27 protein-coding genes are annotated in these 26,586 nt (G+C 67.4%); 11 read left to right on the top strand and 16 right to left on the bottom strand.

What is annotated here, in order from left to right; all coding sequences use genetic code 11:
* The coding region (locus SSP08S_RS57865; protein WP_043260462.1) for an IS5 family transposase at positions 1–695 on the bottom strand (695 nt) is incomplete at its 3' end.
* A gap of 730 nt (positions 696–1,425) precedes the next feature.
* Between SSP08S_RS57865 and SSP08S_RS53180 the strand changes: the two genes are divergently transcribed.
* Positions 1,426–2,190 (top strand): ArsR/SmtB family transcription factor, encoded by a 765-nt coding sequence (locus tag SSP08S_RS53180; protein ID WP_245608150.1) that lies wholly within the window; start codon positions 1,426–1,428, stop codon positions 2,188–2,190.
* A gap of 385 nt (positions 2,191–2,575) precedes the next feature.
* Positions 2,576–2,902 carry a hypothetical protein gene (locus SSP08S_RS62340; protein ID WP_158697356.1) on the top strand — a complete coding sequence of 109 codons (327 nt, stop codon included), beginning with the start codon at positions 2,576–2,578 and terminating at the stop codon, positions 2,900–2,902.
* 299 nt (positions 2,903–3,201) lie between these two features.
* Here the strand turns inward: SSP08S_RS62340 and SSP08S_RS62335 are convergent, their stop codons facing one another.
* Positions 3,202–3,348 carry a hypothetical protein gene (locus SSP08S_RS62335; RefSeq protein WP_019075802.1) on the bottom strand — a complete coding sequence of 49 codons (147 nt, stop codon included), beginning with the start codon at positions 3,346–3,348 and terminating at the stop codon, positions 3,202–3,204.
* A gap of 202 nt (positions 3,349–3,550) precedes the next feature.
* Between SSP08S_RS62335 and SSP08S_RS53170 the strand changes: the two genes are divergently transcribed.
* Complete coding sequence (locus tag SSP08S_RS53170; protein ID WP_078532901.1) at positions 3,551–3,829, top strand: arsenate reductase/protein-tyrosine-phosphatase family protein; 279 nt, start codon at positions 3,551–3,553, stop codon at positions 3,827–3,829.
* Between the two features lie 329 nt (positions 3,830–4,158).
* On the opposite strand, the gene SSP08S_RS53165 is transcribed toward SSP08S_RS53170, so the two are convergent.
* Positions 4,159–5,253, bottom strand: a complete 1,095-nt coding sequence (locus tag SSP08S_RS53165; RefSeq protein WP_245608152.1) for a UDP-N-acetylglucosamine--N-acetylmuramyl-(pentapeptide) pyrophosphoryl-undecaprenol N-acetylglucosamine transferase — start codon at positions 5,251–5,253, stop codon at positions 4,159–4,161.
* 187 nt (positions 5,254–5,440) lie between these two features.
* On the opposite strand from SSP08S_RS53165, the gene SSP08S_RS62330 reads away from it, so the two are divergent.
* Positions 5,441–5,779 (top strand): hypothetical protein, encoded by a 339-nt coding sequence (locus SSP08S_RS62330; protein WP_158697355.1) that lies wholly within the window; start codon positions 5,441–5,443, stop codon positions 5,777–5,779.
* An 81-nt stretch (positions 5,780–5,860) separates the two neighbouring features.
* On the opposite strand, the gene SSP08S_RS60515 is transcribed toward SSP08S_RS62330, so the two are convergent.
* The 6 genes from SSP08S_RS60515 to SSP08S_RS53135 form a co-directional block, all read right to left on the bottom strand.
* Entirely contained in the window at positions 5,861–6,370 is a 510-nt protein-coding gene (locus tag SSP08S_RS60515; RefSeq protein ID WP_078532900.1) for a GntR family transcriptional regulator, read from the bottom strand.
* 331 nt (positions 6,371–6,701) lie between these two features.
* Positions 6,702–8,069 carry a glutamine synthetase family protein gene (locus SSP08S_RS53155; protein WP_019075799.1) on the bottom strand — a complete coding sequence of 456 codons (1,368 nt, stop codon included), beginning with the start codon at positions 8,067–8,069 and terminating at the stop codon, positions 6,702–6,704.
* Positions 8,066–9,532: an amino acid permease gene (locus tag SSP08S_RS53150; RefSeq protein WP_019075798.1), complete on the bottom strand. Its 1,467-nt coding sequence runs from the start codon at positions 9,530–9,532 to the stop codon at positions 8,066–8,068. The genes SSP08S_RS53155 and SSP08S_RS53150 overlap by 4 nt, the downstream gene beginning before the upstream one ends.
* Positions 9,533–9,697: 165 nt before the next feature.
* Positions 9,698–10,696 (bottom strand): hypothetical protein, encoded by a 999-nt coding sequence (locus SSP08S_RS53145; protein WP_019075797.1) that lies wholly within the window; start codon positions 10,694–10,696, stop codon positions 9,698–9,700.
* Positions 10,697–10,930: 234 nt separating this feature from the next.
* Positions 10,931–11,398 (bottom strand): ATP-binding protein, encoded by a 468-nt coding sequence (locus tag SSP08S_RS53140; RefSeq protein WP_019075796.1) that lies wholly within the window; start codon positions 11,396–11,398, stop codon positions 10,931–10,933.
* 14 nt (positions 11,399–11,412) lie between these two features.
* A complete protein-coding gene (locus SSP08S_RS53135) occupies positions 11,413–11,796 on the bottom strand; it encodes an ATP-binding protein (RefSeq protein ID WP_019075795.1) in 384 nt (127 codons plus the stop codon).
* Positions 11,797–12,162: 366 nt separating this feature from the next.
* Between SSP08S_RS53135 and SSP08S_RS53130 the strand changes: the two genes are divergently transcribed.
* The 3 genes from SSP08S_RS53130 to SSP08S_RS53120 all read left to right on the top strand — a co-directional run bounded on the left by SSP08S_RS53130 (position 12,163) and on the right by SSP08S_RS53120 (position 15,184).
* On the top strand, positions 12,163–13,647 hold the full coding sequence (locus SSP08S_RS53130) for a helix-turn-helix transcriptional regulator (protein ID WP_245608149.1): 1,485 nt from the start codon (positions 12,163–12,165) through the stop codon (positions 13,645–13,647).
* Between the two features lie 35 nt (positions 13,648–13,682).
* Positions 13,683–14,285 carry a 2'-5' RNA ligase family protein gene (locus SSP08S_RS53125; protein WP_026179596.1) on the top strand — a complete coding sequence of 201 codons (603 nt, stop codon included), beginning with the start codon at positions 13,683–13,685 and terminating at the stop codon, positions 14,283–14,285.
* 578 nt (positions 14,286–14,863) lie between these two features.
* Positions 14,864–15,184, top strand: a complete 321-nt coding sequence (locus SSP08S_RS53120) for a hypothetical protein (protein ID WP_019075792.1) — start codon at positions 14,864–14,866, stop codon at positions 15,182–15,184.
* Between the two features lie 159 nt (positions 15,185–15,343).
* On the opposite strand, the gene SSP08S_RS58655 is transcribed toward SSP08S_RS53120, so the two are convergent.
* On the bottom strand, positions 15,344–16,147 hold the full coding sequence (locus tag SSP08S_RS58655) for a hypothetical protein (protein WP_051106191.1): 804 nt from the start codon (positions 16,145–16,147) through the stop codon (positions 15,344–15,346).
* A gap of 224 nt (positions 16,148–16,371) precedes the next feature.
* Positions 16,372–16,527, bottom strand: coding sequence for a hypothetical protein (locus SSP08S_RS62325; protein WP_019075791.1), 156 nt, complete (start codon positions 16,525–16,527; stop codon positions 16,372–16,374).
* A 439-nt stretch (positions 16,528–16,966) separates the two neighbouring features.
* Here SSP08S_RS62325 and SSP08S_RS53105 point away from each other — a divergent pair, with 439 nt between their 5' ends.
* Together SSP08S_RS53105 and SSP08S_RS53100 are read left to right on the top strand one after the other, a co-directional pair.
* Entirely contained in the window at positions 16,967–17,656 is a 690-nt protein-coding gene (locus SSP08S_RS53105) for an HNH endonuclease family protein (protein WP_019075790.1), read from the top strand.
* Positions 17,657–17,969: 313 nt separating this feature from the next.
* A complete protein-coding gene (locus SSP08S_RS53100) occupies positions 17,970–19,052 on the top strand; it encodes an IS110 family RNA-guided transposase (protein ID WP_019075789.1) in 1,083 nt (360 codons plus the stop codon).
* Between the two features lie 134 nt (positions 19,053–19,186).
* On the opposite strand, the gene SSP08S_RS53095 is transcribed toward SSP08S_RS53100, so the two are convergent.
* The 5 genes from SSP08S_RS53095 to SSP08S_RS53075 all read right to left on the bottom strand — a co-directional run bounded on the left by SSP08S_RS53095 (position 19,187) and on the right by SSP08S_RS53075 (position 24,083).
* Positions 19,187–19,714 (bottom strand): hypothetical protein, encoded by a 528-nt coding sequence (locus tag SSP08S_RS53095; protein ID WP_019075788.1) that lies wholly within the window; start codon positions 19,712–19,714, stop codon positions 19,187–19,189.
* A gap of 18 nt (positions 19,715–19,732) precedes the next feature.
* Positions 19,733–21,025 carry a NucA/NucB deoxyribonuclease domain-containing protein gene (locus SSP08S_RS53090; protein ID WP_019075787.1) on the bottom strand — a complete coding sequence of 431 codons (1,293 nt, stop codon included), beginning with the start codon at positions 21,023–21,025 and terminating at the stop codon, positions 19,733–19,735.
* A 55-nt stretch (positions 21,026–21,080) separates the two neighbouring features.
* A complete protein-coding gene (locus SSP08S_RS53085) occupies positions 21,081–22,394 on the bottom strand; it encodes a hypothetical protein (RefSeq protein WP_245608148.1) in 1,314 nt (437 codons plus the stop codon).
* Positions 22,395–22,953: 559 nt separating this feature from the next.
* Complete coding sequence (locus SSP08S_RS53080) at positions 22,954–23,610, bottom strand: hypothetical protein (RefSeq protein ID WP_043260456.1); 657 nt, start codon at positions 23,608–23,610, stop codon at positions 22,954–22,956.
* Positions 23,611–23,837: 227 nt separating this feature from the next.
* Positions 23,838–24,083 carry a DUF3761 domain-containing protein gene (locus SSP08S_RS53075; RefSeq protein WP_043260458.1) on the bottom strand — a complete coding sequence of 82 codons (246 nt, stop codon included), beginning with the start codon at positions 24,081–24,083 and terminating at the stop codon, positions 23,838–23,840.
* 240 nt (positions 24,084–24,323) lie between these two features.
* On the opposite strand from SSP08S_RS53075, the gene SSP08S_RS53070 reads away from it, so the two are divergent.
* The gene (locus tag SSP08S_RS53070) at positions 24,324–25,232 is read left to right on the top strand and encodes an aminoglycoside phosphotransferase family protein (protein ID WP_019075783.1); all 909 of its coding nucleotides are present in this window, start codon (positions 24,324–24,326) and stop codon (positions 25,230–25,232) included.
* Positions 25,233–25,831: 599 nt separating this feature from the next.
* Positions 25,832–25,969 carry a hypothetical protein gene (locus SSP08S_RS62320; RefSeq protein ID WP_019075782.1) on the top strand — a complete coding sequence of 46 codons (138 nt, stop codon included), beginning with the start codon at positions 25,832–25,834 and terminating at the stop codon, positions 25,967–25,969.
* Positions 25,970–26,586: the final 617 nt, after the last annotated feature.

The raw sequence follows: 26,586 nt of genomic DNA, 5'->3' as shown, positions 1-26,586 counted from the left end.
AAGGTGCGCTCGACGACCCAGCGTCGCGGGATCACTTTGAATCCCTTTACGGCGGGGTCACGGTGGACGACGTGGACGTCGATGCCGAGGCGGGCGCCGTGCTCGATGGCTTTGGTGCGGTAACCGGTGTCGGTCCAGGCCTTGGTGACGTGCGGGTTCGCGTTGGCGATCCGGGAGAGCAGGTGGATGCCGCCGGCGTTGTCGGAGACGCTTGCGGCGGTGACCCAGACGGCCAGGAGCAGGCCGAGGGTGTCGACGCCGAGGTGGCGCTTGCGGCCTGCGATCTTTTTGCCTGCGTCGATGCCCTGGTCTGCGGCCGGCACGTTCGCGGAGGTCTTGACGCTCTGGGCGTCGAGCACGCAGGCGGTCGGTTCGGCGTTCCGGCCTTCGGCTTCACGTACCAACTGGCGTAGGAGGCCGTTGAGTTGGTCGAAGATGCCGTCCTTCTGCCATGCGGCGAAGTATCCGTAGACGGTTTCCCACGGCGCGAAGTCGTGCGGCAGATAGCGCCAGGCGATCCCGGTCCGGTCGACGTACAGGATGGCGTCCATGATTCGGCGCAGGTCGTGCTGCGGCGGGCGCCCGATGTCCAGGCCCTTTCCCCTGCGTTCGGTTCGCCAGGATGTCAGGGCGGGCTCTATCAATTCCCAGCGGGCATCGGACAGATCACTGGGATACGGGCGCTGTCGCGTCATGTTTCGTTAGTACCGTCGGGGCCCTTGTGCCGGCAGGGCGCAAATGGGCGCCAGCGGGGGCGCCTTGGGATCAGACGGGAGCGATCAGACGGAAACGGACGCTGGTGTGTGTCAACGGCATCACCCTGCACGCGAGATATCTCCAGCCTCACCACCCCTGAATCGACTTGCCAGCCAAAGAGCCACCAAACGACATCACCAGGACAAAACACTCTTTCAGAGCCTGTTTCTGAGCCTGCCATGCCAATGCAACTGGCTTCCTTGTCGTACTCGGTTAATGGACCACGGTCGGGTTTCGGACTGGCACGCGTACGGCGACGGTGGCGGGCTATGGTGCGAATTCGGCGGGCCGAGGCGGCGGGATGTCCCGTCTCGAATGATCTGATCCCGGTTCACGGGCCTGAGCCGTAGCCTCGGCGCGTGGCTTGCGAGCTGCTTGTGGCCACACCCCTCCTCTGATCGCGTGGTCCTTACCTGGCACGGCTTTGGAGGAGGAACGGTGGCGTTCCGGATTCACTTCACACACGATGATCTTCTTCGCGTGTCCCTCGCAGAGGGCATCGATCCCTTAAATGAGACGGTGGTCAGTTTGCAGCTTCTGCAACAGCCCCGGCCGGGCGCCATGCTCGGGCCGTGGCAGCGCTGGGCGCGCCAACGAGTCCCCCGCTCCGTCCACCTCCTGCGCTCGCTAGTGATACCCCGCAAGTACTGCCCGGACTTTCTGACACCCTTGAACACCACCGATCTCGACGCCGGCCTGGACGCACTCCTATATACGCCGAAATCTTCTCTGCGTGCCGACCTGGAATCGTTCACCCTCTTCACTCGCAGGCCGGTGCCGGGATGGGCAGTTGACCTCGCCGACGGTTCCCCGCGCGCCTTGGAGGCCCTGAGCGGCGCGATACGCGACTGGCACCAGGCGGCAATCGCGCCCATGCAGCAGCACCTCCATACCCATGCCGAGGCCGCCCGATTATCCGCGGCGCGCACGCTGCTCGCCGAGGGGCTGGACGCGATGTTCTCCCGTCTGCACCCGACGATCCGCTGGACACCTCCCGTACTCGAACTCGCCCGCCCCGAACTCAACGAGGACTTCCATCTGGAAGGGCGCGGTCTGCACCTGGTTCCCTCCCTGTTCTGCCGCGCACCCGGCATCACCCTGCACGCCGACCTGCCCGTCCTGGCGTTCCCCGTTTCCCACAACAGCGTATGGACCCCTGAAGCCAGCCTTGCGCTGGAGGCTCAAGGCGGCACGCTGGGCGCACTCCTGGGGCCCACCCGCGCCGCTCTCTTGCAAGCCGTCGTCGCCGGACACGGGGTCACCACTAACGTCCTCGCCCACAGCGCCGGCATCTCGCCGGCCACCGTCTCCCACCACACCACCGTGCTGCGCGACGCCGGACTCATCACCACCCACCGCACCGGCACCAGCGCCCATCACCTCCCCACCCCCCTCGGCACCCAACTCGTCAGCGGTGCGCCGTCCCGTCGGTGAGTACTCGCAGCGTTGAAGCTGCCAAACACCGGGCCCGCGCGCGACCAGCAGCCTTTGAACACCATCGAAGCTAATAGGCGAGAGCAGCCGAATCGCCAACCATGAGAATGCCTGCTGAGGCCGGAGGAAGCTCGGGGGGTGCCATATCTTCCGACCTCAGCACGCGGAGGAAAGAAGGACACACGAGCCAGAAAGGTCAACAGCTATGACAGTTCCGGCAAATATGCCATTCGTCTCACGGAAAGGGGTGCTGGCCTTATTCGCCACGCTCATCGTCCTACTCTCGGTGCTCTCGATCACCACCTCGCCAGCGCGGGCAACGGGAACGAGAGACGATGGACGCTCGAGCGCGCCTGGCGTCGGGGCGATGGTCCGGTACCCATCGGTGAGCCCGCTCGACTCCACCGTGGAAGGCGTGCGGCCGGACGTGAGCACGGCAGAACGCGACTACGAGCTCAACCACTGTCCGGCCGGATATCTGTGCGTTGCCGCCGGTCAAGGCGATGGCCGACACACCCTATTCCGCCTCTACTACTGCGGCCAACGTTCCATATTCAACTTCCTGGGCGCTGGCGCCGTCACCAACAACCAGACCGGCAGCGCATCCGCCCGCCTAAAGAACCAAAACGGAATCGTCGTCTCAACCATTCCGGCAGACAACAAGCCATACCGCATCTATTGGGATGCAGTATGGTATATCGACCCATGCTAACGAGTGCCTTCGATGGCTAGGCTCGATTATTCATGAGTCTCCGCCAGTTTTCTGCCCTTCATGATTGGCAGCCCACTCTTGTTGGCGGCCAATCATGAAAGCCTCCTGCAGGCAAGCCTGAAACCACGGGCTGGGCGGATGGAACCGATGGCCGTACGGTGTCCGCATGGACAGGGACGGTGTTCCCCGGCTGCGGCTGACCGTGGTCGTGGATGCTGAATCCGGGCCGCGATTGTGCCGGGGTGCGGTGGTCCGGGGATGTCGACGGCAGTGTTCTGTGAGGACGCGTGCCGTTCGCGTCACTGGCGGCGGATGCAGCGGGCGTGGGCGCGGACCGAGGCGGTGAAGGCCGGTGTGACGGCCTCGTGTCCGCAGTGCGGGGCGGTGTGGACGACCGGGATCAACCATCCGGTCTCCGGGGTGTTCTGCTCGCCCGCCTGCCCCAAACGGGCCTGGTACGCGCGGCGCGCGTCCTCTGGCGGGGTGTGAGCCTGCGCGTTCGGTGCCGGTGAGGTTGCTTCGGGCGTCGGGGCCGTACGCCCTCCTCTGCCAGGCAAGGCTGTCGGATGGTGCGAAGTGACGGGTTTCCAGGGCGAATTGACGGCACGCGAGTGTGTCGTCCCTGAGGCTCGTGGGGGTGGTGTCCGGATGACCGGAATGGTCAGCAGTGTGCCCCGGCAGCCGCCCGCGGCTACGACCTTCACCGGGCACCGCGGCCGCCAGGTCGACCGGGACCTCATCGGATGGGCCGACACCGTCCTCGCCATGGACCGCACCGTCCTCGCCGCGCTCCAGGACCTGGCCACCCCGCCCGACCTGCCCAAACTGCGCCTCTACCTGGACGGACAGGACGTCCCCGACCCCTACGGCGGCGACACCACCACCTTCGCTGCGGTCGTCGACGCAGGCGCCGACCGCCACCTGTAGCCGCGCCCCTGGGCCGGGCACAAAAGAACCCCCGAGAGACGGATCGCCTTCCGGGGGTCCCGCACGCATGGCGCACAGCGGTCGGGATCCCGGCCGAATCCACCAGCTTCACCACGGCGTCGGCAGGCCCGGTCGCCTGCATAGTGACCGGGACTGCCCGCCAGTCCCTGCCCCGGTCCCCCACTGCCGCCTCCGACAGGCGGGCGCGGGGCCTCAGTTCCTGTGACCAGCCGGAGCGGCGTGACGCCGCCGCCCCTCACACACCAACACGCGTTCCGGCCTGCGGTAACGGGCGTCCAGGGCCTTCCGATGCTCTCCTGCGGCCGGGGTCAGCCGGACGCGGCGGACAGGATCACGTCCACAAGTCTCTCGGCCGCGTCCGGCCTCCCGTGTGCGCGGGCCCGCTCCGCCATCGCCGCCCGCAGCGCCGGATCGGCCAGCAGCGGCGCCAGTGCACCGGCGAGAGCCTGCCCGGTGACACCGTCGGTCAGCGCCACGGCGGCGCCGGCCTCCTGGAGGTAACGGGCGTTGTGGTACTGCTCGTTGCCCGCCGAGGACGCCAGCGGGATGAACACGGCAGGCCTGCCCAGCGCGGTCAGCTCGGCGAGCGTGCCCGCCCCGCTGCGCGAGATCACCACGTCCGCGAGCGCGAGCACGTCGGGCAGCTCCGACCCCACGAACCCGCTCACGTAGTAGCGGCCGACGGACTCCACCGGGAGCGATGCCGCCCGGCGGCGCAGGCTCTCGACATGGTCGGGCCCGCACTGGTGGACGACGTTCGCGTGCGTGAGCAGCCAAGGCAGCACTTCCGCCACGACCTCGTTGATCTGCTGGGAGCCCTGGGCTCCGCCGGTCACATACACCGTGGGCCGCCGACTGTCGAAGCCCCGCAGGCCGAGCGCCTCGACCGCCTTCGCGCCGTGCCCCGACAGCACCTGAGGCCGTACCGGATTCCCGGTGACGACGGCGATCGCCCGGGGGGCCGCAGGCAGCAGCTCCAGCGTCGACTCCGAGGAGACCGCGATCGCGGTCGCCGACCCGGCGAGTTTGCGGTTGGCCAGGCCCAGACGCACCGTCTGTTCGTGCAGCACCAGCGGCCGTCGACAGATCCGGGCCGCGAGCCCGGCCGGAACGGCCACGTAGCCGCCGGTCGCCAGGACGACGTCCGGCCGGAAATCCGCAATGATCTTGCGGGCCTGCGCTACCCCGAGCGGTACCCGCGCCATGTCCGTCATGTTGGCCGCCGACAGCATCTTCAGCGGATTCGCCGACCGCCGGATCTTGCCCGTGGCGACCGTCGTGAACGCGATCCCCTCAGCGGGCGCGACCCTGGCCTCCAGACCGCCCTCCGTGCCGATCCACAGCGCCTCCAACGCCCGCCCGGACACCGCCAGCCGTTGCTGAAGCGTCCGCACAGCCGTCAGCGCAGGATAGGTGTGCCCCCCGGTCCCACCACCCGTCACAACCAACCGGAAAACGCCAGCCGACACGTCGTCATGAGAGCTGTTCAACAAGGGATCCCATCTCGCCTGCACGGAGAACGCTCGTACCGTAGCGGACCCGGTGGGCCCCGACCCCGTCACGTGCAACGGAAGCCAGCTCCAGACTGTCGTGACCGAGATCCCCGCGGACGGTGTCGGGCACGGCCCGCAATGGATCGAAGTCACTGATCATCTGAAACAGTTGGTTGTGGACGCCGGGCTCGCCGTAGGCGAGAGCGACGGTCACGGGCTTGCCCGCGTAGACGTCGTCCAGGCAGGCGGGGATGTCCCGGTCGGGGTCGCCCGGTCCGGATGCTCGTCGTGCTGCGGGGTGTCACCGTCTGGGCTGACACCCGGACGAGCCGGCTTCGCCGCCCTCTCCACCCGGTTCCCGGTCGGGGGTGTTCTTGCCGCCATCCCTCTCCAGGTTCAGATCGACGACCGTGACGACTTCTTCACCGTGAGCTGAGGTCCCCACTGTGTGCCTCCTTGGTGTTCGAATGGATGGGTCCCGTGTACGGCCATGCGTCTGGCGGTACCGGTGGAGAGGTCAACGAGATGCCTGGGCCGTCGACGGCCCCTGTGCGGTGACGTGTGTTCGGCCACGGCGGGTCTCAAGGTGCCCTTCTTCGCTGAGCTGGTTGATCGCCCACCGCACGGCAGTCGGGCCAACGCCGAGTTCCTGCGCAAGCTCCGGCGCCTTCGGCATTGGTGTGCCGGGCGCGTACACGCCCTGCTCGATGCGGCGGCGCAGGGTATTGACCAGCTCCTGCTTGTAGTTCGCCACAGGCTGGCCGGGTCTGACGCGTACGACAGTGAGGGCGTCGCCCGGGGGTGTTTCCAGGAGGCCTTCGCGGAAGAGAGCCTTCCTCGCCATCCAGACGGTGTACTGGCCGAGGCCGAAGGTTGCTTCCAGTACGGATATCGCGGGAAATACGGATCCAGGTGGGTACGTGCCGTCAGTGATGCGCTGGCGTAGTACTTCGGCGAGAGCTTCGTGGGCCGGCATACGTGATGCCCTTTCGGGAGAGCGCTGGTGGGGGGCAATGCGGCTGGTCATCCAGCTCCTCGTGCGGTCTCGTTCACCGTCGGTGCCGCCTGGCGAAGGATCAGGGAGATCTGCCGAGCCAGGTGGGGATGGCGCTGGGTGTCGTCCAGCACGGTGAAGCGAGTGCGGTTCACAGATGATCCTGTCGAGAAGTGATCGGTCTGGTCGGTTTCGTGGGGCCCTTCGTCCCCCGGGCCACCGTCTGGTCCCGGGGAACGAAGGGGGTTCGGCCCCCTCGGCGCCAAGTACGGAGCCGGTGCTGCGCACCCGGCACCGGCAGGGGAGAACCCGTACGCGAGGGCAAGCCCTAACTACGCTGCCGCGCACAGGAGTTGGGTGCCGCTCAGGCTGTGGCGAGTCCTCTGCGTAGGTCGAGGTCGGTCACGGTGGTGCGGTGGACGGCGAGTTCGTGGCGGGCCGCGTTCTTGTAGTGCGAGGCCACGTCCGGGGTGAGCAAGTCCCCTGCCGGCAGCGGGCAGTCGGGGAGGGCGTCGAGTGCCTCCTGCAGCGATCCCGGTACGGGTGGTGCCTGGGGGTCGTCGAAGGCGCTGCCGATGTAGGGCTGGGGCGGCTCGGGTTTGTGGTCGAGGCCGGCCAGGACGGCAGCGAGGGTCGCGGCGAGCGCGAGGTAGGGGTTGGTGTCGGCGCCGGGCAGACGGTTCTCCAGGTGGAGGTTCTCGCCCCGGCCCACGACGCGGATGGCGCAGGTGCGGTTGTCGCGGCCCCAGGTGAAGGTCGTGGGCGCGAAGGTTCCCGGGACGTAGCGTTTGTAGGAGTTGACCGTCGGCCCGTAGAACACCCCCAGGTGCGGCAGGACATCCAGGAGGCCGCCGGCGGCGTAGCGGGCGGCATCGGGCATCCGGCCCTCGGTCTCGGCGAACAGCGGCACCTTGTCGCGGCCTTGGAGGGAGAGGTGGATGTGGCAGCTGCTGCCGATGCCGGTCGCGGGTGCGGCCATGAAGTTCGCCACCAGCCCGGTCTGCTCGGCGAGGGTCCGCGCGGCGTGCTGGAACAGCAGGTGGAGGTCGGCCGCCCGCAGCGGATCGCCGTAGGGGAACGTCACTTCCACCTGACCCGGGGCACCCTCGGTCTTGACCGCCTCGACGGGCCACCCCATGGCGCCGAGGCACTCCTGCAGCTCCTCGAAGAAGCGGGTCAGCAGGCGCGGGTGGTCGAGGGCGTAGTCGAGGTTACGGTCGAACACCGGCCGCAGTCTGCGGTGGTGGGAGTCCGTGGCGTCGGCGTAGCCGAGCAGGAACTCGGTCTCCAGGCCGACCCGGGCGGTGATGCCGCGGGCGGCGAGCCGGTCGAGCTGCCGTTGCAGGATCTGCCGCGGGGCCACGCTGACGGGCCCTGCGTCGCGGCCGATGGCGTCGGCGAAGACCAGGGCGGTGCGCTTCATCCAGGCCAGCTGGTAGACGGCGCCCGGGTCGGGAAGCAGGCTCACGTCGCCGTAGCCGGTCTCGGCGGAGGCCAGGGCGAAGCCGTCGAGCGCCCGGTTGTCGACATCGGTGGCCAGGACGTAGGCGCACACGTCGCTGCCGCCGAACGCGACACGGTCAACGAAATGGTGCGCGTCGATCCGTTTGCCCTTCAGCCGGCCCAGTATGTCGGGCACGGCCAGCAGCACGGTGTCCACGGCTCCGCGGTCCACCAGTTCGCACAGGGCCGCAAAGTAGGGGGCCTCCGGCCGGCGAGAGGTCTCACTCATACGAGGTCCTCCCCCAACAGGGCGCGCTCCTTGGCGGTCCCGTACGCGGGGATGCCGTAGCTGCGTCGGCCGCGGGTGGCCCATCCGATGGTGGCCAGGAGCAGGACGGCCGCGAGCGCGACGGGGGCGTAGTTGAAGGAATCCTCGGTGACCGGGGAGACCTGCGGGAGGCAGAACACGGTGCTGATGAAGGCCACCCAGATCACGGCGATCCAGCCGATGGGTTTGCTCCAGCGGCCCAGAGACCAGGGACCCGGGACGAAGCGGTCTCCGGCGCGCAGGCGCAGGTAGACGGGGATGGCGTAGGCGGGGGTGATCCCGATGACGTTGATCGCGGTGACCGCGTAGTACGCGGTCAGCGAGTACAGCGACGGCAGGGCCAGCACGAAGGGGACGGCCACCGACAGCCACACGGCCGCCACCGGCGTCTTCGTGCGGGGGCTCAGCCGCTGCCAGGTCGTGGAGAAGGGCAGGGCGCCGTCGCGGGAGAACGCGAACACCATCCGGGAGGCGGAGGCCAGTCCCGCGTTCGCGCAGAACAGCTGGGCGACGATCACAACCAGCAGGAGGATCTTCGCGCCGGTCAGGCCGAGGGCGTCCAGGAAGATCTGCGCGGGCGGTACCCCGGTCGCACTGCCGAGGGTGCCGGCGTAGTCCTGGATCGCGAACAGCATCCCGGCGAGCAGGACGAAGCCCACGATCCAGGAGTAGAAGATGGAGTTCACGATGCCCTTGGCGGCGGATATCTGGGCGTGGACGGTCTCCTCGGAGAGGTGGGCGGAGGCGTCGTAGCCGCAGAAGGTGTACTGCGCGAGCAGCAGCCCCAGCGCGATCACGTAGAGGTGGTCGCCCCACCCGGTGGTGTTGGCGAAGTGGGTGAACACGAAGCCCGCCGACTGATGCCGGGAGGGGACGAGGGCCAGAGCACCGACGATCACCGCGACGCCGCCGATATGCCACCACACGCTGACCGAGTTCAGCACGGACACCAGCCGCACCCCGAACAGGTTCAGCACCGCCAGCAGTAACAGGATGGCGCCGCAGATGGCCAGCGTCCGCCCGGGGGTGGGTGTGAAGCCCCACTGGAGGTTGAGCCACGCGCCGACGAACAGCGACATGCCGTAACTGCCGCCGGCCATCCCGCCGAGCAGGCCCAGCAGGTTCAAATACCCGGTGTAGAAGCCGCACTTGGGGCCGCCGAGTCTGCCGGCCATGTAGAAGAGGGCTCCGGCGACGGGGTAGGCGGAGGTGACCTCGGCGAGCGCGGCACCCAGGCACAGCACGGTCAGGCCGACGAAGGCCCAGCCCCACAGCATGACGGCCGGACCGCCGGTAATGAGCCCGAACGCGAACAGGGTCATGCACCCGGACAGCACCGAGATGATCGAGAAGCTCAGCGCGAAGTTCCCGAACGGGCCCATGCGGCGGGCCAGTCGGGGCTGATAGCCCAGCTGCCGCAACATGTCCTCATCGCTCGGGGCGCGGCGGTGGGTGGTTCTTGGGGAAGACAACGGATGTACCTCCACAAACGGGGGTGGGGACGGTGAAACGACCAGGGGGGCCGACGGTGGCCTGCGGGGTGAGGGAGGGTCGGCGGGGCGGTGCGCGGCAGGTGCTGCGGTGGCCGGTCACCGGCGTCGCACGATGTACCGCGTACCGCCCACCGCAGTCGCACGGCATTTGACGCGGGCGCGTTCGAACTGCTCCAGCCACAGGTCCGGCGCCTCGGCGATGTACTTCCACGGCTCGGGAGTGACGAACGGTCCGATCGCCTCGAAGACCGGGGCAGCCTCCCGGTACAGGCCCGAGGAGAACAGCGCCTGCGCAAGGTGGTTCAGATCCTGTGCCGACCACGAGGTCCGGTCCGCGTACCAGAACCACCCCGCCAACGCCCGCCACGTGGCGTGGGAGACCGCGTCGGTGGTCCAGTACAGCGGGGTGAGCGCGCCACGGGCGCGCTCCTTCGCGTAGTGCTCGGCATGCAGATAGAGCGGCAGCAGCAGCAGCGGCGACCCATCCGGCGCCCACGAGCAGATCCACCGGACCACGTCGCGGACATTCGCCCCGTACGCCCGCAGCGCCTGGATCATGCGGTGCCACGCCTCACGACTGCCCGGATCACGCTTGTCGGCCTCGTGCAGCAAAACCCACGGCCCGGACGGCAGCATGTCCTCGGGGGGCTGGACCCGGTGCTCGGGACGCCGCCGCCCCTCCTCGGGCCAGTCCAGTTGCGCGAGCGCCACCAGACACACCCACGGCACCGGATCAGCGGGCCCATAGCGCGCCGCCTCAAAGCACGCCGCCCGGGCCCGATCCGCGAGCACCCCCACACCGCGCTCCCCCGCGCGGTACGCACCCAGCGCCTGCTGCACCCTCACCCGCGCCCGCATCATCAACGCCTCCGCGCTCGGCTCCTCCTGCAACCACGCCTCGACCGCATCCCCCTGAGCGGCCACCACCGCCGCCGCCAGGACCTGGCTACGAGCGGTACGCACCCCCCAGGTGCGGCAGGTCCTCAGCAGTTCTCTCGTCGACCGCCACCGGCCGGCACGGATGTCGTCCAACGCTGTCCGCAGCGCGCCGTCGAATCCAGCCGGGTGAAACTGGGGCGGAACAGCGCCGTTCATCGGCAGATCCCGTTTCTGCGCGGGCGCTCCGGAGTCTCTCCCGTGGCGAAGGCACGTCCAACGGGGAGCGGGGCTAATGGCCTGGGACGGGTTAGGAGCACCGGCAAGGGGGTCATCGGAGCCTCAAAAGGGGTTATGAGAAAGGGAGTTGGCCGCCGGGGCGGGCGCCTCGACGGGGGAGGCAAGGCGCACAGCACCCCGGCGGCCGGTCAGGAGGACGGCGTACGGCACGGGTTAAGCGGGCAGTGCGCGCGGCTTGATCACGGCCTGGACGACTTTCCCGTCGTCCACGGGGGCGTAGGCGATCTCCGCTCCGCGCTGGCGGGCGATCCACAAACCGCGAGGGCGGTCGCCCTCGGCCGGCTCCCACTTCATGGCCTCGTCGAAGTCGGGGAAGTCACGACGGCGGTCACGCACCTGGATGACCACGTCACCGGACTTCAGGAGCGCCCACTCCACGGCGATCTGGGCGTACTCGGGCACACGCGCATGGCGTACGGCGTTGGCCATCAGCACGCCAGCGATCGCGCTCGCATCCTCGATGTCCACGAAGACGTGCTCAAAGTCCGCATGCAGGTAGAGACGGGTGTAGCGGAGAGCGTTCCCGGCCGAGTGACGGTTGGCGGGAAACTCCTCTTTCCAAATCCACCTGGTCTCTTCGCGCATGAGATCAGGGATCACGGACACGCCGCGCTGTTCCATGTCGTCGTTCCTTCTCAAAAGGGGAGGGAGCACCAGGTCGTCATGCCGTCAGGGCTGACGCCCCAGTCGTCGGCGATGGCGGAGACGAGGAAGAGGCCGCGGCCGGCCTCGTCATCGAGAGCGGCATTGCCCAGCACGGGAACTTCGGGAGAACCGTCCCGTACCTCGATCAGGAGGTGCGAGTCGGTGAGGTACAGGCGCACCCCGACATCACCGCGCCCGTGTTTGAACGCGTTCGTGACGAGCTCGGTGACGAGCAGATCGGCGGACTCGATGAGCCCCGGCCGTCCCCAATACCGAAGCGCGGCCCGGACGATAACGCGTGAACGAGACGGCACGGCGCGGTCAGCCTCGGCGATCACACCAGCCGTGGAACCCTCGCTCCGCCTGAAGGACATGTCGAATCCGGGGTACGCCCGAGGCGGAGGGAAAATTCGGGGGCGAGTTCGCGCGACGGTAGCAGTCGGTGTCATGCCACTTTCTCCATGCGTCCTCAATTTGGCGATCAGTGTGCGGGAGCAGCAGCCGGGGGCTCACCCACCCGGAGTGCTGGTGCGGGCTCCTACGGTTTCAATCAGGGCAGTTGACGTCACGGGCACGCGTGACCAACTTTTTTGGACACACACCGACTCGCCGACCAGGAGCAATCGCCTTTTCTGGACGACCGGTTGGGCTGCATATCCACGATCTCCCGGTTCGTGCCCGCCCAATTGATCGATGACGCGGCTACCTTGAGTTCACGACACCGCATAGGGAGCACGCCCATGAACGCCCCCACGAAACCCGGTTCCAAGGCAGACCGGGATGCTCTCCGTCAGGACATGGCGGCCATCGCCGGATGCACACTCGCCGATATCGCCATCGAGATGCGCACTCGATTCAGGATGCGTCCCAGAGAAGCGTGGCGACATGTCCACGGTTGGACACTTCAAGAGGCAGCGGACCGCATCACCCAGGCAAGTGTCCGACGTCCCGGCGAGTCCGTGGCCGCCGACGCTTCCCTTGTGGGCAAGTGGGAGAAATGGCCAGGGCCATCCTCGCGCCGCCCCAGTCTCCCGGTCCTGTTCGCCATGGCGAGTGCCTTCTCGTGCCGCGTAGAGGACCTGTTGGACCTGGAAGACCGGCGCGCGCTGCCCGAAGCAGACCTGAACCTACTTACTCATCGCCCGTCAGCCATCGCTTCGACAGTCCCACCATCCGTGCCATCGCTCACGGATGCCCAGCCCGAAGCGACCGGAACCGATCTCGTGCGTCTCGCCGCCGACGAGTCTGCGTCCTGGGCACAGTGGGCGGAGGCCGCGAACGTCGGCGATATCGCCCTCGAACAGCTACTGGCCGAGACGCGGACGCTCGCGTCCGACTACCTGACCTCAGATCCTGTCGCTCTCTTCATCCGGACCCGGGCGCTGCGCGACCGCGTCTTCGCCCTCCTTGAAGGACATCAATACCCTCGCCAATCGGCCGACCTGTACGTCGCGGCCGGCTATCTGTGCGGGCTCCTGGCATGGATGTCTTCCGACTTGGGACAACTGCGCGACGCGGATACACAGGGTCGGACTGCATGGTTGTGTGCCGAGCTATCAGGACACAACGACCTGCGCGCGTGGGTACTTTCGACTCGCTCCAAAGTGGCGTTCTGGGACGGCCGTCGTCGTGAGGCGGTGAACTTCGCTCGACGTGGCAGCACATACCGAACAACGGGAACGGTTGCAGTACTCCTCGCCTGCCAGGAAGCCGATGCCTGGTCTGAGCTGGGGGCTAAGGACGAGGCCCTGGCGGCTCTCGCCCGTGCGGAGGACGCGCGTGTCGCAATGAGCGGCAATGATGACATCGGGGGCATCTTCTCCTGCCAACCTGCTCGGCAGGAGAACTACGCGGCGGCCGTCCAGTTGCGTGTCGGTCGCCCCTCCGATGCCTTGCGATCTGCGGACAACGCCCTCACGCTCCTGTCGGCGCAGCCGGTCAGGGCGTACGGCACCGAGGCACAGATCCACATCAGCCAGGCGGCGGCGTACATGGCCGCCGATGAGGCGGAAGGCGCTCTAGATGCCCTTGCTCCTGTTCTGGCACTTCCACCGGATCACCGTCTGGCGCCTGTCACTCGTCGCCTCGGCGAACTCAGCTCGGGCGCCGGACAGCCCTCCGACACCGGTACCGCGGCCGTTGGGCTGAAACAAGCAATCGAAGCGTTCTGCGTGGACTCAGCCCCGCGGCATCTCGCACTCTCGCCAGGGGAGGGCTCCGCCTGATTTGATCGTTGACTATGAGCACTCAACCCGAGCCCATGCGCAACCACTGGTGGTGGCGGTCCGGCTGGAGCGAAGGCCGCCGGTTCTATACCTGGCACCTGACATTCGAAGGCCAGGACGACGTACACCGGCTTGCCGCCGAGTACCGGTCCGCGCTCGCTCCGCTGGGAGACGCGTTTACCCCGATCCCCGACCGGTGGCTGCACCTGACCATGCAGGGCATCGGCTTCGTTGGCGAGACCAAGGAGCAGGACGTCCACGCCATCGTGGATGCAGCCCAGGCGCGGCTCGCTTCCGTTCCGGCCTTCGATGTCCAGATCGGGCCAGCCGTACTGGACCCCGAGGCCGTGCTCCTGCACGTCCATCCTGATGGTCCTGTCCACGCCATCAGGGGCGCCATTCGGGAATCTATCGGGGATGTCCTAGGAGAGGTTCCGGAGAAGGCTGAAGGCTTCACCCCGCACGTATCCGTGGCTTACAGCGCCGCAGGCGGTCCCGTTGAGCCAATAGCGCAGGTTCTCACCGGCCTCGACCTAACTCCGGCGCAGGCACGCATTTCCAGCGCGGAACTCATCGTGATCCACCGGGACAACCAGATGTACGAGTGGGAGACCTTCGCGAACGTGCCACTCGGCTAACGTTCCCCTACTCAACATCTGACCATCCATGAGTACGCAACACGCGTCAGCTGGCCTGCTGGTGGACGGCGGCGGGCAGCTCGCCAAGGGCAAGTAGGGGCGCCGGGCACCGCGCCATTCATCCCGACCGTCCAACGGCGCCTGGGCGACATCGCCGGCCGCCGTGCTGTTCCGCGTGAGGGACCGCCCTGGTGGGCGATCGCAGTCTCGGAGACGCCCGGCATCACCGTAGAGACCATTGCCGTGGTGTTCACCGTGGTCGCGTCCGTGCAGCGGCATCGACACGGTCTTCGAGCTCAAGGTGGCGCCCTCGAAGCCGAGCATCGAGGTGACGGGCATGGACGCGAGCACGGCCGGGTCGTTCATTCCCGCCGTGCGCTCGCGCCCGTGCGGACGGCGTCGTCCCGCCGTATTTCAGGTGTTCCGCGTAGTCAACGGGTGTCTCTTCGACTGCGCTGACACCTCGTCACCGCTTCTGGCCTAGGGGTTCACACTTCGCCTTCCAGGTACGTCGTCGTAGTTGCCGGGGGGAGCACGGAACCGGCGGAGTCACGCGGGGTGGCGCCGTCATCAGGGACATGGAGAAGACCAACGTGACCGAGTCAGCGACAAGTTCAGGACCTCGCAGGCAGAAACGCGAGATCTCCAACCTGTTCCAGGGCCGCCTTCGCAAGTCCGAGATCACCGAGGAGGAGGCCAGGGAGAAGATCCTGAACCTCCTTCACGAGCGCAGTTCCTACTGGCTCGCCTTGGTCAGGCGGTTTATGCCGGATCACTGCGCGGAGGACGTTCTCCAGAACGTCTCCATAGAGATCTTCACGTTGCTCAGGCGTATGGACACGCGCGAGATCACGTCCCCGAGGCCTGGATCACGACCATCCTTGCCCGGCGCGCGATAGACGCGGTGAGGCCGAGGCCCGGGCCCTGCAGAAGCACGGCCTGCCGCGTCACCGAGAGCGGGCCCGCGTCGGCGCCGCGCGGCCTGCAGTCGGTCGGTGGGCGGTGTCCGGAGCCATCGTCAGTGGCTCCGGACACCGTCGGCCGGCGCTCTGCCCGGCTCAGTAGTCCTCGGGCGCGCGCGGGGCGTCGGGGCCGGCCCGGTCGTAGAGATCACGGATCGCGTCCACGAGGTCCTGGTGGTCGCCGAGGTCGACGTTGTCGCTGTCGATGGCGTAGCCGACCAGGCTGAACATCTGGTGGATCAGGCGGGCGTACTTGACCGGTGTCAGCGGGGCGGGCGCCGGGTTCGGGGGTGCCTGGACGGGGTCGGCGGCGAGTTCCCGCAGTGCCGCTTCGGCTTCCTGGTGCGCTGCCTGGACTGCGACTGTCTCGATGAGTTTGTCCGGCCAGGGTGTGCGCAGCGGGGGCGGATCGCTCTCGCCGTTGCGGCGTGCGTGGAGGATGGCGACCTGGTTGGCGCGGGCGACCTTCGGGCAGGAGTCGGCGCGCCGCTGGAGGTCGGGGAGGGCGGCCAGGCGCCGGCCCACGACCGCGATCTCGGCGTCGTGCCGGTGTGCCCACTGCTGTTCGGCCCTGCGGTTGCGCTGGGTGCGGGCGGCCTCGACCCGGTCCCCCTGGGTCAGGCAGTGGCCGATGGCGCCGTCGATGTCCTGACGCAGCTGCAGATACCGGCGTTCGGCCGACTGCCGGCTGCGTACTTCCAGGGCCGGGGCGAGGCGGGACCACGTGATGTTCTTGCGGCGGGCGGCCGCGATCAGCCGCGGTTCGTCGATCTGGAGCTTGTCGCGCAAGACACGCTGGACGAGCAGGGCCGCGAGCAGCTCGGTTTCGCTGAGGTCCTCGATGACGCCGAGCTCGATGAGTTCGAGGATCCGGTCGTACTTCCTGGCGACCTCCGTCAACGTGCCGGTGTGGTCCAGGATGCGGGGAATTTTGGCGAGTTCCCCCAGCCAGGTGTCCGGGTCAATTACCTCGGCCGTTTTCAGATGGCTCCAGGCCCCAATTCGATGTGTTTCCGCTTCCGGCTGCCGTTGTGTCGTCTTACGGACGACTTTTTTCGTCGTCCGTAAGACGACGCTGTGCGGTTCGAGCACGGATACCTCCGGTGAAATCAGATGTGGTGAATTCATTCGCTGTTGCCGGCGGCGGTTTCCTGGTCCAGGCGAAGCCGCCTGCGCCGGCGCCAGGCCCTGGCCAGGGCGCCGGTCGCGGCACCGGTGGCCAGGACCAGGACGCCGGCGACGTACTCGGTCCAGGCCTGGGCCATGAAGTTGTTCAGCATTGCAGTTCAGAGCGCATGTGAGCGCGCCCGCTCCTTTGCTTGGCCGGGGGAAGAACTTCGCCCTTCCCGTGTCGTCGGTCCGGCTGCACTCCGTGATGCTTGTTCGTGGCCCGCCAGGAATTTCCCCTCGGCGGGCGGTATGGAGCCGGTACCGCCGAACATTCTTAAGCCATAGGCAAGTGCCCCACCTCCGGTTGCCGGAGATTGGAGGGGTGGCGAACGGTGGCGATTAACCACCTGGCACAGAAACGTCCGATAGTTCCGATTTCGCATTCCCTGGGGAACCTGAAGCGGAATTCCCTCTTCAGGGTCCAGCGGGTCGCGCGCGGTGTGACTTACCGTCCGCGCGAGTGACGTACTGAAGAATCGACGGGCGCGGCGGACACCGCCCCGCTACGAAGATCACGACCGTTTGTGATCTTCGAGAGGGAACCCCATCGTGCGCTTCGTCCCTGCCGCCCGTACAGCCGTCGCCGCGCTGTCCGTGCTCGCCGCCCTGCTCACCCCGGCCACCGCCCACGCCGCCACAGCCGAGCCTGCCGCCGCCCCCGGCGACACCGTGACCCTGCCCGTCCGCGACGCCCTGGCCGCACTCCCCCTCCAGAGCGAGAACCGCACCGGCTACGAACGCTCGAAGTTCCGCCACTGGATCGACGCGGACCGGGACGGCTGCAACACGAGGGCCGAGGTCCTCAAGGCCGAAGCCGTCACCGCCCCGGCCCAAGGACCCAACTGCGTTCTGACCGGCGGAAGTTGGTACTCCCCCTACGACGACCGCTACCTCGACAGCGCGAGCAAGCTCGATGTCGACCACCTCGTCCCGCTCGCCGAGGCCTGGGACTCCGGCGCCTCGACCTGGACGGCGAAGGAGCGTGAGGACTACGCCAACGACCTCGGCGACGCCCGTGACCTGATCGCGGTGTCCGCGGCCAGCAACCGGTCCAAGGCCGACAAGGACCCCAGCGAGTGGCTGCCCCCGTACGCGGGCTACCGCTGCCAGTACGACACCGACTGGATCGCCGACAAGACCCGCTGGGGCCTGAGCATCGACGCCAACGAGCGCGACGCGCTCACCCAGCAGCTCGCCGACTGCCCCGACGGGCCGATCACCGTCACCCTCGCCCGCTGAACGCGGACTCCGGCCTGTCGCTGCGGTGCCACGAAGAAGGTAACTGTGATAGTCGAACTGCGGCCCGGGTTGGGCTGCTGCCAGGCTCGGGGCCGACGTTCCGGCATGACCCACAAGGTAATTGGCGGCTCGTTGCAGCCTGCCGTTCGCCCGAGTTGTCTGCCGGACGTCGGCGTCGGCCTGGCCCACCCCGTTGGCTTGATCAGCAGCTTGTCCGCCATCTCGACGTGACTCATCACAGTTCTGCCACGCGGTGACTCCACCCAGGCCGACGCCGACCACGGCTGTCCAGAGCCCGAAGGAGAACAACCGCGTGACCATGCTTGCAGAACAGGTTGACGGCGTCATCGGCGTCGATACCCACCGCGACACCCTCGCTGCCGCAGCTGTGTCTCCGATCGGAGCCGTCCTGGCCACCACGGATTCCCCGGCGAACGCGCGGGGCTACCGTCGCCTGCTGGACTTCGCCCGACAGCATGTCCCCGGTCGCCGCTGCTGGGCTCTGGAGGGCGTCGGCAGCTTCGGCGCCGGCCTGGCCGCCTTCCTTGACCAGGCCGGCGAACAGGTCGTCGAGGTTCTACGGCCCAAGCGGCCTGCCGTCCGCGGTGGACGCAAGACCGACATGATCGACGCTATCCGGGCAGCCAAGGAGGCCCTGTCCGCCGAGCATCTCATCCAGCCCCGACTCAGAGGTGAGCGCGAGGCCCTGCGCGTCCTGCTCGTCACCCGCCACGGCGCGGTCCTCGCCTCCACCGCCGCGATCAACCAGCTCAAGGGCCTGATCGTGTCCGCCCCCGACGACCTGCGATCCGAGTTGCGAAAGCTCAAGCGCCCGGCCCAGGTCATCCGTTGTGCTCAGCTTCGGGATCGCCCGACGCACGGCGTCGAGCGCCGGATGACCGCCCGGGCCCTGCGCTCCACCGCCCAGCGCATTCAGGCCCTGCAGGTCGAGGCCAAGGACCTCGAGAACGAGATCCTCGCGCTGGTACGGCAGTTGGCCCCCGACCTTCTCGATCTGCTTGGCGTTGGACCGATCACCGCAGCTCAGGTCCTGGTCAGCTGGTCGCATCCGGGCCGGTTCCGCTCCGAGGCGGCTTTCGCCTCCTTCGCCGGTGTCGCACCCATCCCCGCCTCCTCCGGGTTGACCAACCGGCACCGGATCAACCGCAGCAGCGACCGCCAGCTCAACCGGGCCCTGCACACAATCACGTTGATCCGGATGCGGCTCGACCCGGCCACGAAGACCTACGTTGCCCGCAGAATCGCCGAGGGCAAGACCTCCCGGGACGCCCAACGCTGCCTCAAGCGAGCCATCTGCCGACAGCTCTTCAAGACCCTCGAACGCTCCCACCAGAGCATAGGGATGAAACCCAAGGATCTTCCTCAAGCGGCTTGACGCGATATAGCAGCCTCGGGGGGCGTACCCGAGGCGTACATGCCCGACCGGTTCGGCGCCGGCGCTCGCGGGACGAGGCAACTCGTCCCACACTCAACTCGCCAACTCGGCGCTCAGTCTTCGGCGTCCCGGTTCTACGGCTCTTCTTCGTCATCGTGTTCCGAAGCACGGCTGTAGGCGAGGTCCAGGACGTAGCGTTCGGTCACTGGGGGGGTGTTCCATGCCTGGGTGAGGTGGTCTTCGAAGGTGTCGTCAGTGGGGTGGTCGAGGGTGGTCTGGTAGTAGTCCCCGGTGGCCTGGCGGTTTTCCCACCAGGCGTGTCCGGTGTAGACACCTGAGCGAGGGAGGGTCATTTCCCCGGCGGGGCCGTATTCGACTTGGTTCACCACGAGAATCGCGGTCTCCGACTCAATGCTGATGGGAACCGAGCCCTCGGCTCCGGCGGGAGGAGAGGGAGGGCTGTCCCAGAGCCGGATGGCGACCTCGACGTCGATGTCGGGCTGCAGGCTTTGGATGTACAGGTGGTAGCCGTTGCCGGCTACCACCTGGGTGCGGGCGGCGGCCATGGCGTCGTCGTCACTGAGGTAGGCGTCCGCGTCGTAGATCTCCACGACGCGGCGGCCGGGTGTGGCCTTGCACCTGTATTCGGCCAGGAGCGCCATGATGCCGCTGCCCTTCTGCTAGTCGGTGATCTTCATGTAGAAGGCGTCGCCGTCGAGGATCCGGTTGAGGGTGTACATCTGGTCGAGCCTGCGACCGCCGGTCTCATTGTCGGTGCCGTCGATCAGCCGGACGGAGAACCGGTTGTCCCCCTTGGTCGAGCCCTCCTTGGTGGAGGCGTACGGGTACTCGTCGCACTGAAGATCCGTTCCCTTGTAGTCCCCCCACACCTTCTCGCATTCCTTGATCGATCGGGCACGGTTCTTCTTCTGTTTCTCCTTGTCGACCAGACGGTGCAGGGGCTCCTTCACGCCCGGGACGGTCTTGCCCGGCCAGGAGGGGAAGGTGCGTTCCGGTCGGTTGAGGGCGTCGTAGATGTGCATCGCGCTCTCGTTGACCGCCGGATCCTTCTGGCTCAGCACGAGTTCCACCCGGGCCTGGGTGAAGACAGTGCCCAGGAACTTGCCGGCGATCTTTCCGGCGTAGTCGTAGCGGACGCTGGAGGTGTAGACATCGCCGCCTTCGCTGTAGGGCGCGGCGTTGGGAGAGCTGGCGCTGAGGTCCATCGACACGGTCGAGAAGACCTTTTGCTGGTTGCCCTGGTCGTACAGGGGGCCCTTGTCCGGGGCCGTGTAGGAGAGGTTCCAGTGCGGCTGGGTGTCCCAGACGCCGAGCAGTTCGTCGCGGTCGGTGGTCTGCGGCGCGGTGACCTGGGGGTCCGGGTCGCTCGTGGAGGCGTTGACGCTCTGGCGGAAGTGCTGGCCCAGCCGCCACTTCGTGGCGTCCTCGGTGGGGAGTGGCTGGACGATGATGTTCTCGATGCTGGCGAGGTAGTCGACGCGCCGGCTGCCGTCGTAGGCGAAGCCGAGAACCCACTGGTCGAACTTGAGGCGGCCCAGGGCGGTGGTGCCCCTGACGTCACGCAGGACCAGGTCGAAGGGACGCTTCTGGCAGCTCTCGAACCGTGACTTGATCCACCCGACGGCCGTTTTGGCCTGCGCCGCGTGTGCCGCGCATTCCTGGCGCAGGTCCTGCTCGTCGTCCGGAGCAGTGACCGGCGCGGCGGTGAGCGATGCGGACTTCGCGTGGTGGGACCGGGCGTACTGGGCGTACGGGAGGGGTTTGCCCAGACCTCTCAGGTCCTCAGCGGGCAGGGACGCGGCATCGACGAACCTGGTACCAACCTCGGGGCCCGGGTCGTTTCCTGCAGGTGCGGCGTGGCCGGCTGACGTGGCGGTGGCCATGAGAACCGCCACGGCTGTAGCGGTGGCGGTTGCGCGGGCCAGACGAATGAGGGTGGTGCGTATGGTCACCAGTGGACTCCTTGCGGGCATGGGGAAGCTTCAGGGCACCTGCGGCTCGTAGTGATCACGGAACGTCGCAGAGTTCGCCCCAGCACGCGTCCACCAGTGCACCGGTGTGCGGGCTGTAGCGGGCGGTGAATCCCGCGAAACGGTGATCGCCGCGCTGCAGTCCAGGAGTGGAGCTGGAAGACGAGACCGTCCAGACCCCGTCACCACCGTCGGAGACCGCGCGCGGGCCGGCTGCCGGCGCAGCTGGTGAAGACGCGGGCGGCTCTACGGCGACGTCGTCGCCCGGGACGTCGAAGGCCGCGGCAGCCCGGGCCCGGATGTCGGCGGCGGAGACGTCCGCGTCAGCTGCAGGGTCTTCGGCCGGGCCGCCGGCAGCGAGCGCGGCGGCGTTGCAGACCCGTACGGTGACCACGCACTGCGACAGGCCGGGCACGGTGGCCAGGCAGTCATCGGCGTCGTTCTCCAGGCAGGACTGCAGGGCGCCCTGGTCCACGCCGTTGAACGTGGCGGGCAGATCGGGCGGGAGTGTGTCGGCGGGGTGTGTCCGGGCGGCAGGCGTGCTGGGTGGAGATGCCGCGGCGGCGGCCTGTCTGCGGGGCTTGCTCACCGTCCACTGGGTGAACTTGCTGCTGTCGGTCAGCTTCGTGGTGAAGCAGCTCGGCGGCTTGTGGGTCGTGCTGCACGCGGGGAGCGTGACCGATTTGGCTACATTGCCGGTTGCCACCTGTTGCCACACCTTGTTGCCGGTCATGAACTGCATCCGGTCGGCGATGGAGGGGACATCGACATACGTCGGCCCCGATACCTCAAGGCCGACGTCAACCCGGTTGGTGTTGCCGCCCACCACCTTGAGCTGCTTGGTGGTGGAACCGACTTTGTTGAAGTCGTAGAGAACATCCCACTGGTTGCCGCTGTCCTGGCGGACCGTCATGTAGGTGTGGTTGCGCTTGTCGGCCTTCGTCGGGTTGACCCCGGCCCGTATGGCGGTCGTCCGCCCGCCGCTCGTGGTCATTTCCGTCCATCGCGGCCCGTAAGTGTGCGTGGCCCTCCCGGTCTTCTCCGCGTAGAGGCCGATCTCGATGTTGGGAGCGGCCAGCGGACTGCCGGACGTGTTCGGGCTGACACGGAGGTAGTTGCCGACCTGCACGGTTGCCGATCCGGTATCGACCTGATCGAAGGTGATCGGCACGTTGCGCCATGTGGCGAAGCTGCCGATCATCGGCTCCCCCGGCTGGGCGCACGCCATTCCCCAGTACGTGATGCGGGCGTTGTAGAGGAGGCTGCACGCCTCCGCGGGAGCGGAGGCGTGCGCTTGTGGGGCGGTGCCGAGAACAGTGAGTGCGGCGACCCCGGCGCTTGCCGAGGCCAAAAATCTCGCGCGCGAACGCGACAAGGTTCCCCCTAGAAACGATCAAGAATGGTCACAGGGAACCTATCGCCTGGCTTCCGCCGACTTGAACGGTTATCAGACCAGTTGGCTTAATTTGCATGCATGATGCGCATCACAGTTGCACAGCAAACACATGGAGAACGGACAGATTCGAATCTCCGCATTCACCACTGCGCCACCCAGTCGGCACACCGGAACACCCTGCTCAAGGTCCTCGGCTACGGTCCCACCGACAAGAAGATCACGTTCGGGGAGCTCTCGACAGCGTCCAGAACGCCTCCCCCGCCCCACTACGCACGGCTTGACAGAGCATCACCGCCACCGAACGCGACGCGCTCGGACCAGCAGCTCGCCGGCCAACCTGCCGATCACCGCCACCGTCACCCTGGCCCGGTGAATCAGGTCCGGCCCACCGCTACGGGGGGAAGCGGCGGGCCGGATGACCGTACGGTCTCATACCGTCACCCCGGCGCGCCGCCTCCGGCGGAAAGTTGCGCGTCGCCAGGGCGAGTTGTGGCTCGATCGCCTGGTGTGGTGCTCAGGTGAGGTGGAGGGTGGCCAGAGCGGTGGTCCAGTCGGTGACGATGGCCTTCTGCGCGGCGGCGAGGGTGACCTGGCCCTTGCAGACCGCGGTGTGCAGCTTCGTCTCCACCGGATCCTTCGCGTTGTTGACCCCGGAGCCCTTCTTGTGGCCGGGGTCGGCCGGCTCCACCCACAGGTTGCGGTAGTCGTTGGGATCCCCGCCCAGCTGCAGGCTGATCAGGTGGTCGTACTCGGCATCCGACATGCTGCCCGTGAAGCCGTACGAGGCGGCATTGAGCTTCTTCTCCTTGCCCGTCACATACGCGGACGGACGCACCCCCGAGGTGTAGCCGCCCTTGCGGCAGATCGTCGACTTCAGATTCGACTGCGTGACCGCCGGGGAGACCGCGCCCGGCGTGCACTTCGGATCCTCCAAGGGCTCCCCCTCGAGATAGCGGTAGTGGCAGGACCCCGCGGCCGGCTGCTGCTGCACCGTGTAGTGCTTCTGCGGACCCGCCCCCACCGCGATCGCCCGCCCCGAGCCGGCCGGCGCTCCCGCCGCAGGACTCTGCGCAGAGGACGACGTCGACGTGCCGAGCGAGACGGGCGAACAGCCGGCCAGCAACAGGCCGGTGAACAGGACGGGCGGCACAGTACGGCGGACAGAGCGCATGACGGTTCCTCACGAGCAGACGGTGGCTGAGCAGATGCTCCCCCACCCGGGTGCCGTCCTACCGCCCGGGGTACGGCGCGAAGGCGCACCCCGTCTCGTACACGTGTGGCCCCACACCGAGTTGCTGCGCCGGTGCAGGGCCACATGTCTACGGGACTACGCGTGATGCTCGACGAACCGCCGGTGCCGCTGCCCCGAATCCCTCCGGGCAGCGGCACCGGTGCCGTCTACCGGTACCAGTACTTGACGCCCCGGTGGTGCGAGCACGTCCCGCGGGCGTGGGCACTGTAGGAGTACGAGCCGTCCTTGCACTTCGCGGTAGCACCGCGCGGATGCGGCGAGTTCGCCTTGCAGACACCCGTCGTGTGCCGCGCACACGACGCGGCCGCCGCATCGGTCGCCACGACTACAGGCACCAGCAACGCCCCCATCATCATCGCCGCCGCAACCGCACCCCGGACTTTCGTCAACATGACCTGCCCCTTCTGATGGTTCGAAGAGGCGAGCATCCATCCGCCGACCGCGGCACCCGGGCCGACCGGACGGACCGTCGCACAGCGGTGACCGTCGTAGCAAGGTCATCGCACTGGGTTCGAAACACGCGAACAAGTGAACGGGCTACAGGCTGGGGGACGGACAGTTCGCGGCCTGCGTTCGGGACGATCGCAAATCGCTTGTAATGATCCGATCGGGCGTCGTACGGTCGGCCTCCGATGAACGAGACGCCCGAGGTTTTGCCGTTGCCGGACCGGAAACCGGTCGACGCGGCGGTGGCGGGCAGGTTGATCACCGCGCAGTTCCCGCAGTGGTCCGACCTCGAGGTCCGGCCGGTCGATACGCAGGGTTGGGACAACTGCACCTTTCGCCTCGGTGACGAGATGCTGGTGCGGCTACCGACTGCCAAGGAGTACGCGCTGGCGGTAGAGAAGGAGCACCAGTGGCTGCCGGTGCTCGCCCCCGCGTTGCCGTTGGACATCCCGATTCCGATGGCCAGAGGCGTCCCCGGTGAGAGCTTTCCACACGACTGGTCGGTCTATCGGTGGCTCGGTGGCGAGCCCGCGGTCCGTGCCGTCGTCGAGGACACGACGGCGTTCGCCATCCACCTTGCGAACTTCCTCCTGTCCCTGCAGCAAATCGACCCGACCGGCGGACCGGGCCCGGGACTGCACAATTGGTTCCGAGGCGGACCACTGACAACCTACGACGGGTGGGCCCGGGCAGCCCTGGACACCTTGGACGGCCTGATCCGGACTGAAACCGCCGAGAAGATCTGGGAACGGGCGTTGCGAGCCCCGTGGGACGGCAAGCCAGTCTGGTTCCACGGCGACATGGCCTCGGGAAACCTTCTGGTGAAGGACGGCGCGCTCGCGGCCGTCATCGACTTCGGCACCTGCGGAGTCGGAGACCCAGCCTGCGACCTGGCGATCGCCTGGACGATGCTGACAGGCAAAAGCCGGGCCGCGTTCCGCGATCGGCTGCGGGTAGACAAGGCGACCTGGGAGCGTGGACAAGGCTGGGCGCTCTGGAAGGCCCTGGTCGCCTGCGCCGGAACGGTTCGCGACGGCGACGGCCTGCCGACGGATGCATCGTTCGTTCTTGAAGAGATCCTCGCTGCCCCTTAGCAGCAGGTCCGAACGACAAGTTGATGACAAGTCACGTGGATAACGACATCTCTGTTCGGAACCTACACCAGATGTGGGTTCTCACTTTCGGTGTCAGGCGCCGCCACTGTGACCAGGACGTTTCCCTTCAGTCTCACGACGTGTCGGCCAGTTGCTACCTCATGGAGAGATGTGAGCTTTTACCCGGTTCGTCGTTGAGTTCGGATGAGGCGCAGTGATCAGTGGTTCGGGGCGTCGATACCAGGTGCCGGGTGATGGAATTCAGCAGGCGGGAGCCGGGTCGACGTCGACCTCCTGCAAGATTTCCCAGACTGTGGATGCTGCCACCTTCACCCCGAGTACGAGCAGCTCACCGTGCAGGCGCCGACAGCCCCAACTTGGATTTTTCCCTGGCCAGGCGCAGCACCAGCGCCCGGATCGAGTGCACGGTGCGGGGCCGGCCTCCGCGCTTCGGCCGGGACTGGGAAGCGTGTCGGCGGGCAATGACGTTGTGGTGCCAGCACAGTACAGTGTCCGGCCGCACCAGCAGCCGCATCCGGCGCGGCACTTCCCGTGGCAGGCCAAGGAGGAGCGACGCCAAAAAACGCCCGGTGGCTCGCGTGGAACCGGACCTGCTGCCCGTTCAGCTGCCGTTCCATAACGCCGATCTGGTGGCGCAGAGCGAGGATTTCGACATCGTTCTCCCGGTCGCTCATCGGCAGCAGTCGCAGTATCGCGAACGCGTTCGTCACACCTAGGTACGCCAGTCTCAGCAGCACGACCGATCATCATGCCGCGCCAACCAGCGCCGCGCGATACCGGCGACTCGATCGGCCTCGGCCAACGCCCAAACCCTATCCCACCTGCGCGGATGAGGTACTCGGCAAGAGCAGCGTCCGTCCCATCTGCGAAGTCCGGAGCATCCAGGTCGGCGGCCTCGTCCGGTTCGGAGTCGAAGCGCCCGTGTTCGGGCCGCGCGCTCGCCGGCGACACGTACTTCGGCAGTGGAGGCAGCTGAACCTTCCCCGGGACCCGTTCGACGAGTCGAAGCCCAGCGGGTCCGAGCAAGTCACCAATTTCGGTGTCAGTCAGAATCACGGCAGCACAGTAACCCCAAGTCACACCGCTCACACCGGATTCAAGGGTGCGCCAGGAGCCCAGGCCGCTACGACCCGCTGGTCACGAGTTCCCTCAAAACGAGCCACACCCTTACGAATTCAAGGTCAGTAGAGGGCGTCTGAAAAGCCTGTCAGCGGGCTGATCTTGCGAGGCGGCGCACGAGGAGCATGACCATGGAGAGGTAGATGGCGTTCTCCGAGCAGACGCGCAGGTACTCGTAGTCCTTCGACAGGCGGCGGCACCGTCCCAGCCAGGC

It is taken from the genome of Streptomyces hokutonensis (assembly GCF_000376565.1).
Lineage (GTDB): Bacteria > Actinomycetota > Actinomycetes > Streptomycetales > Streptomycetaceae > Streptomyces > Streptomyces hokutonensis.
Note: the sequence above shows the minus strand (reverse complement) of the source record. Positions and strands in the feature narration are given on the sequence as shown.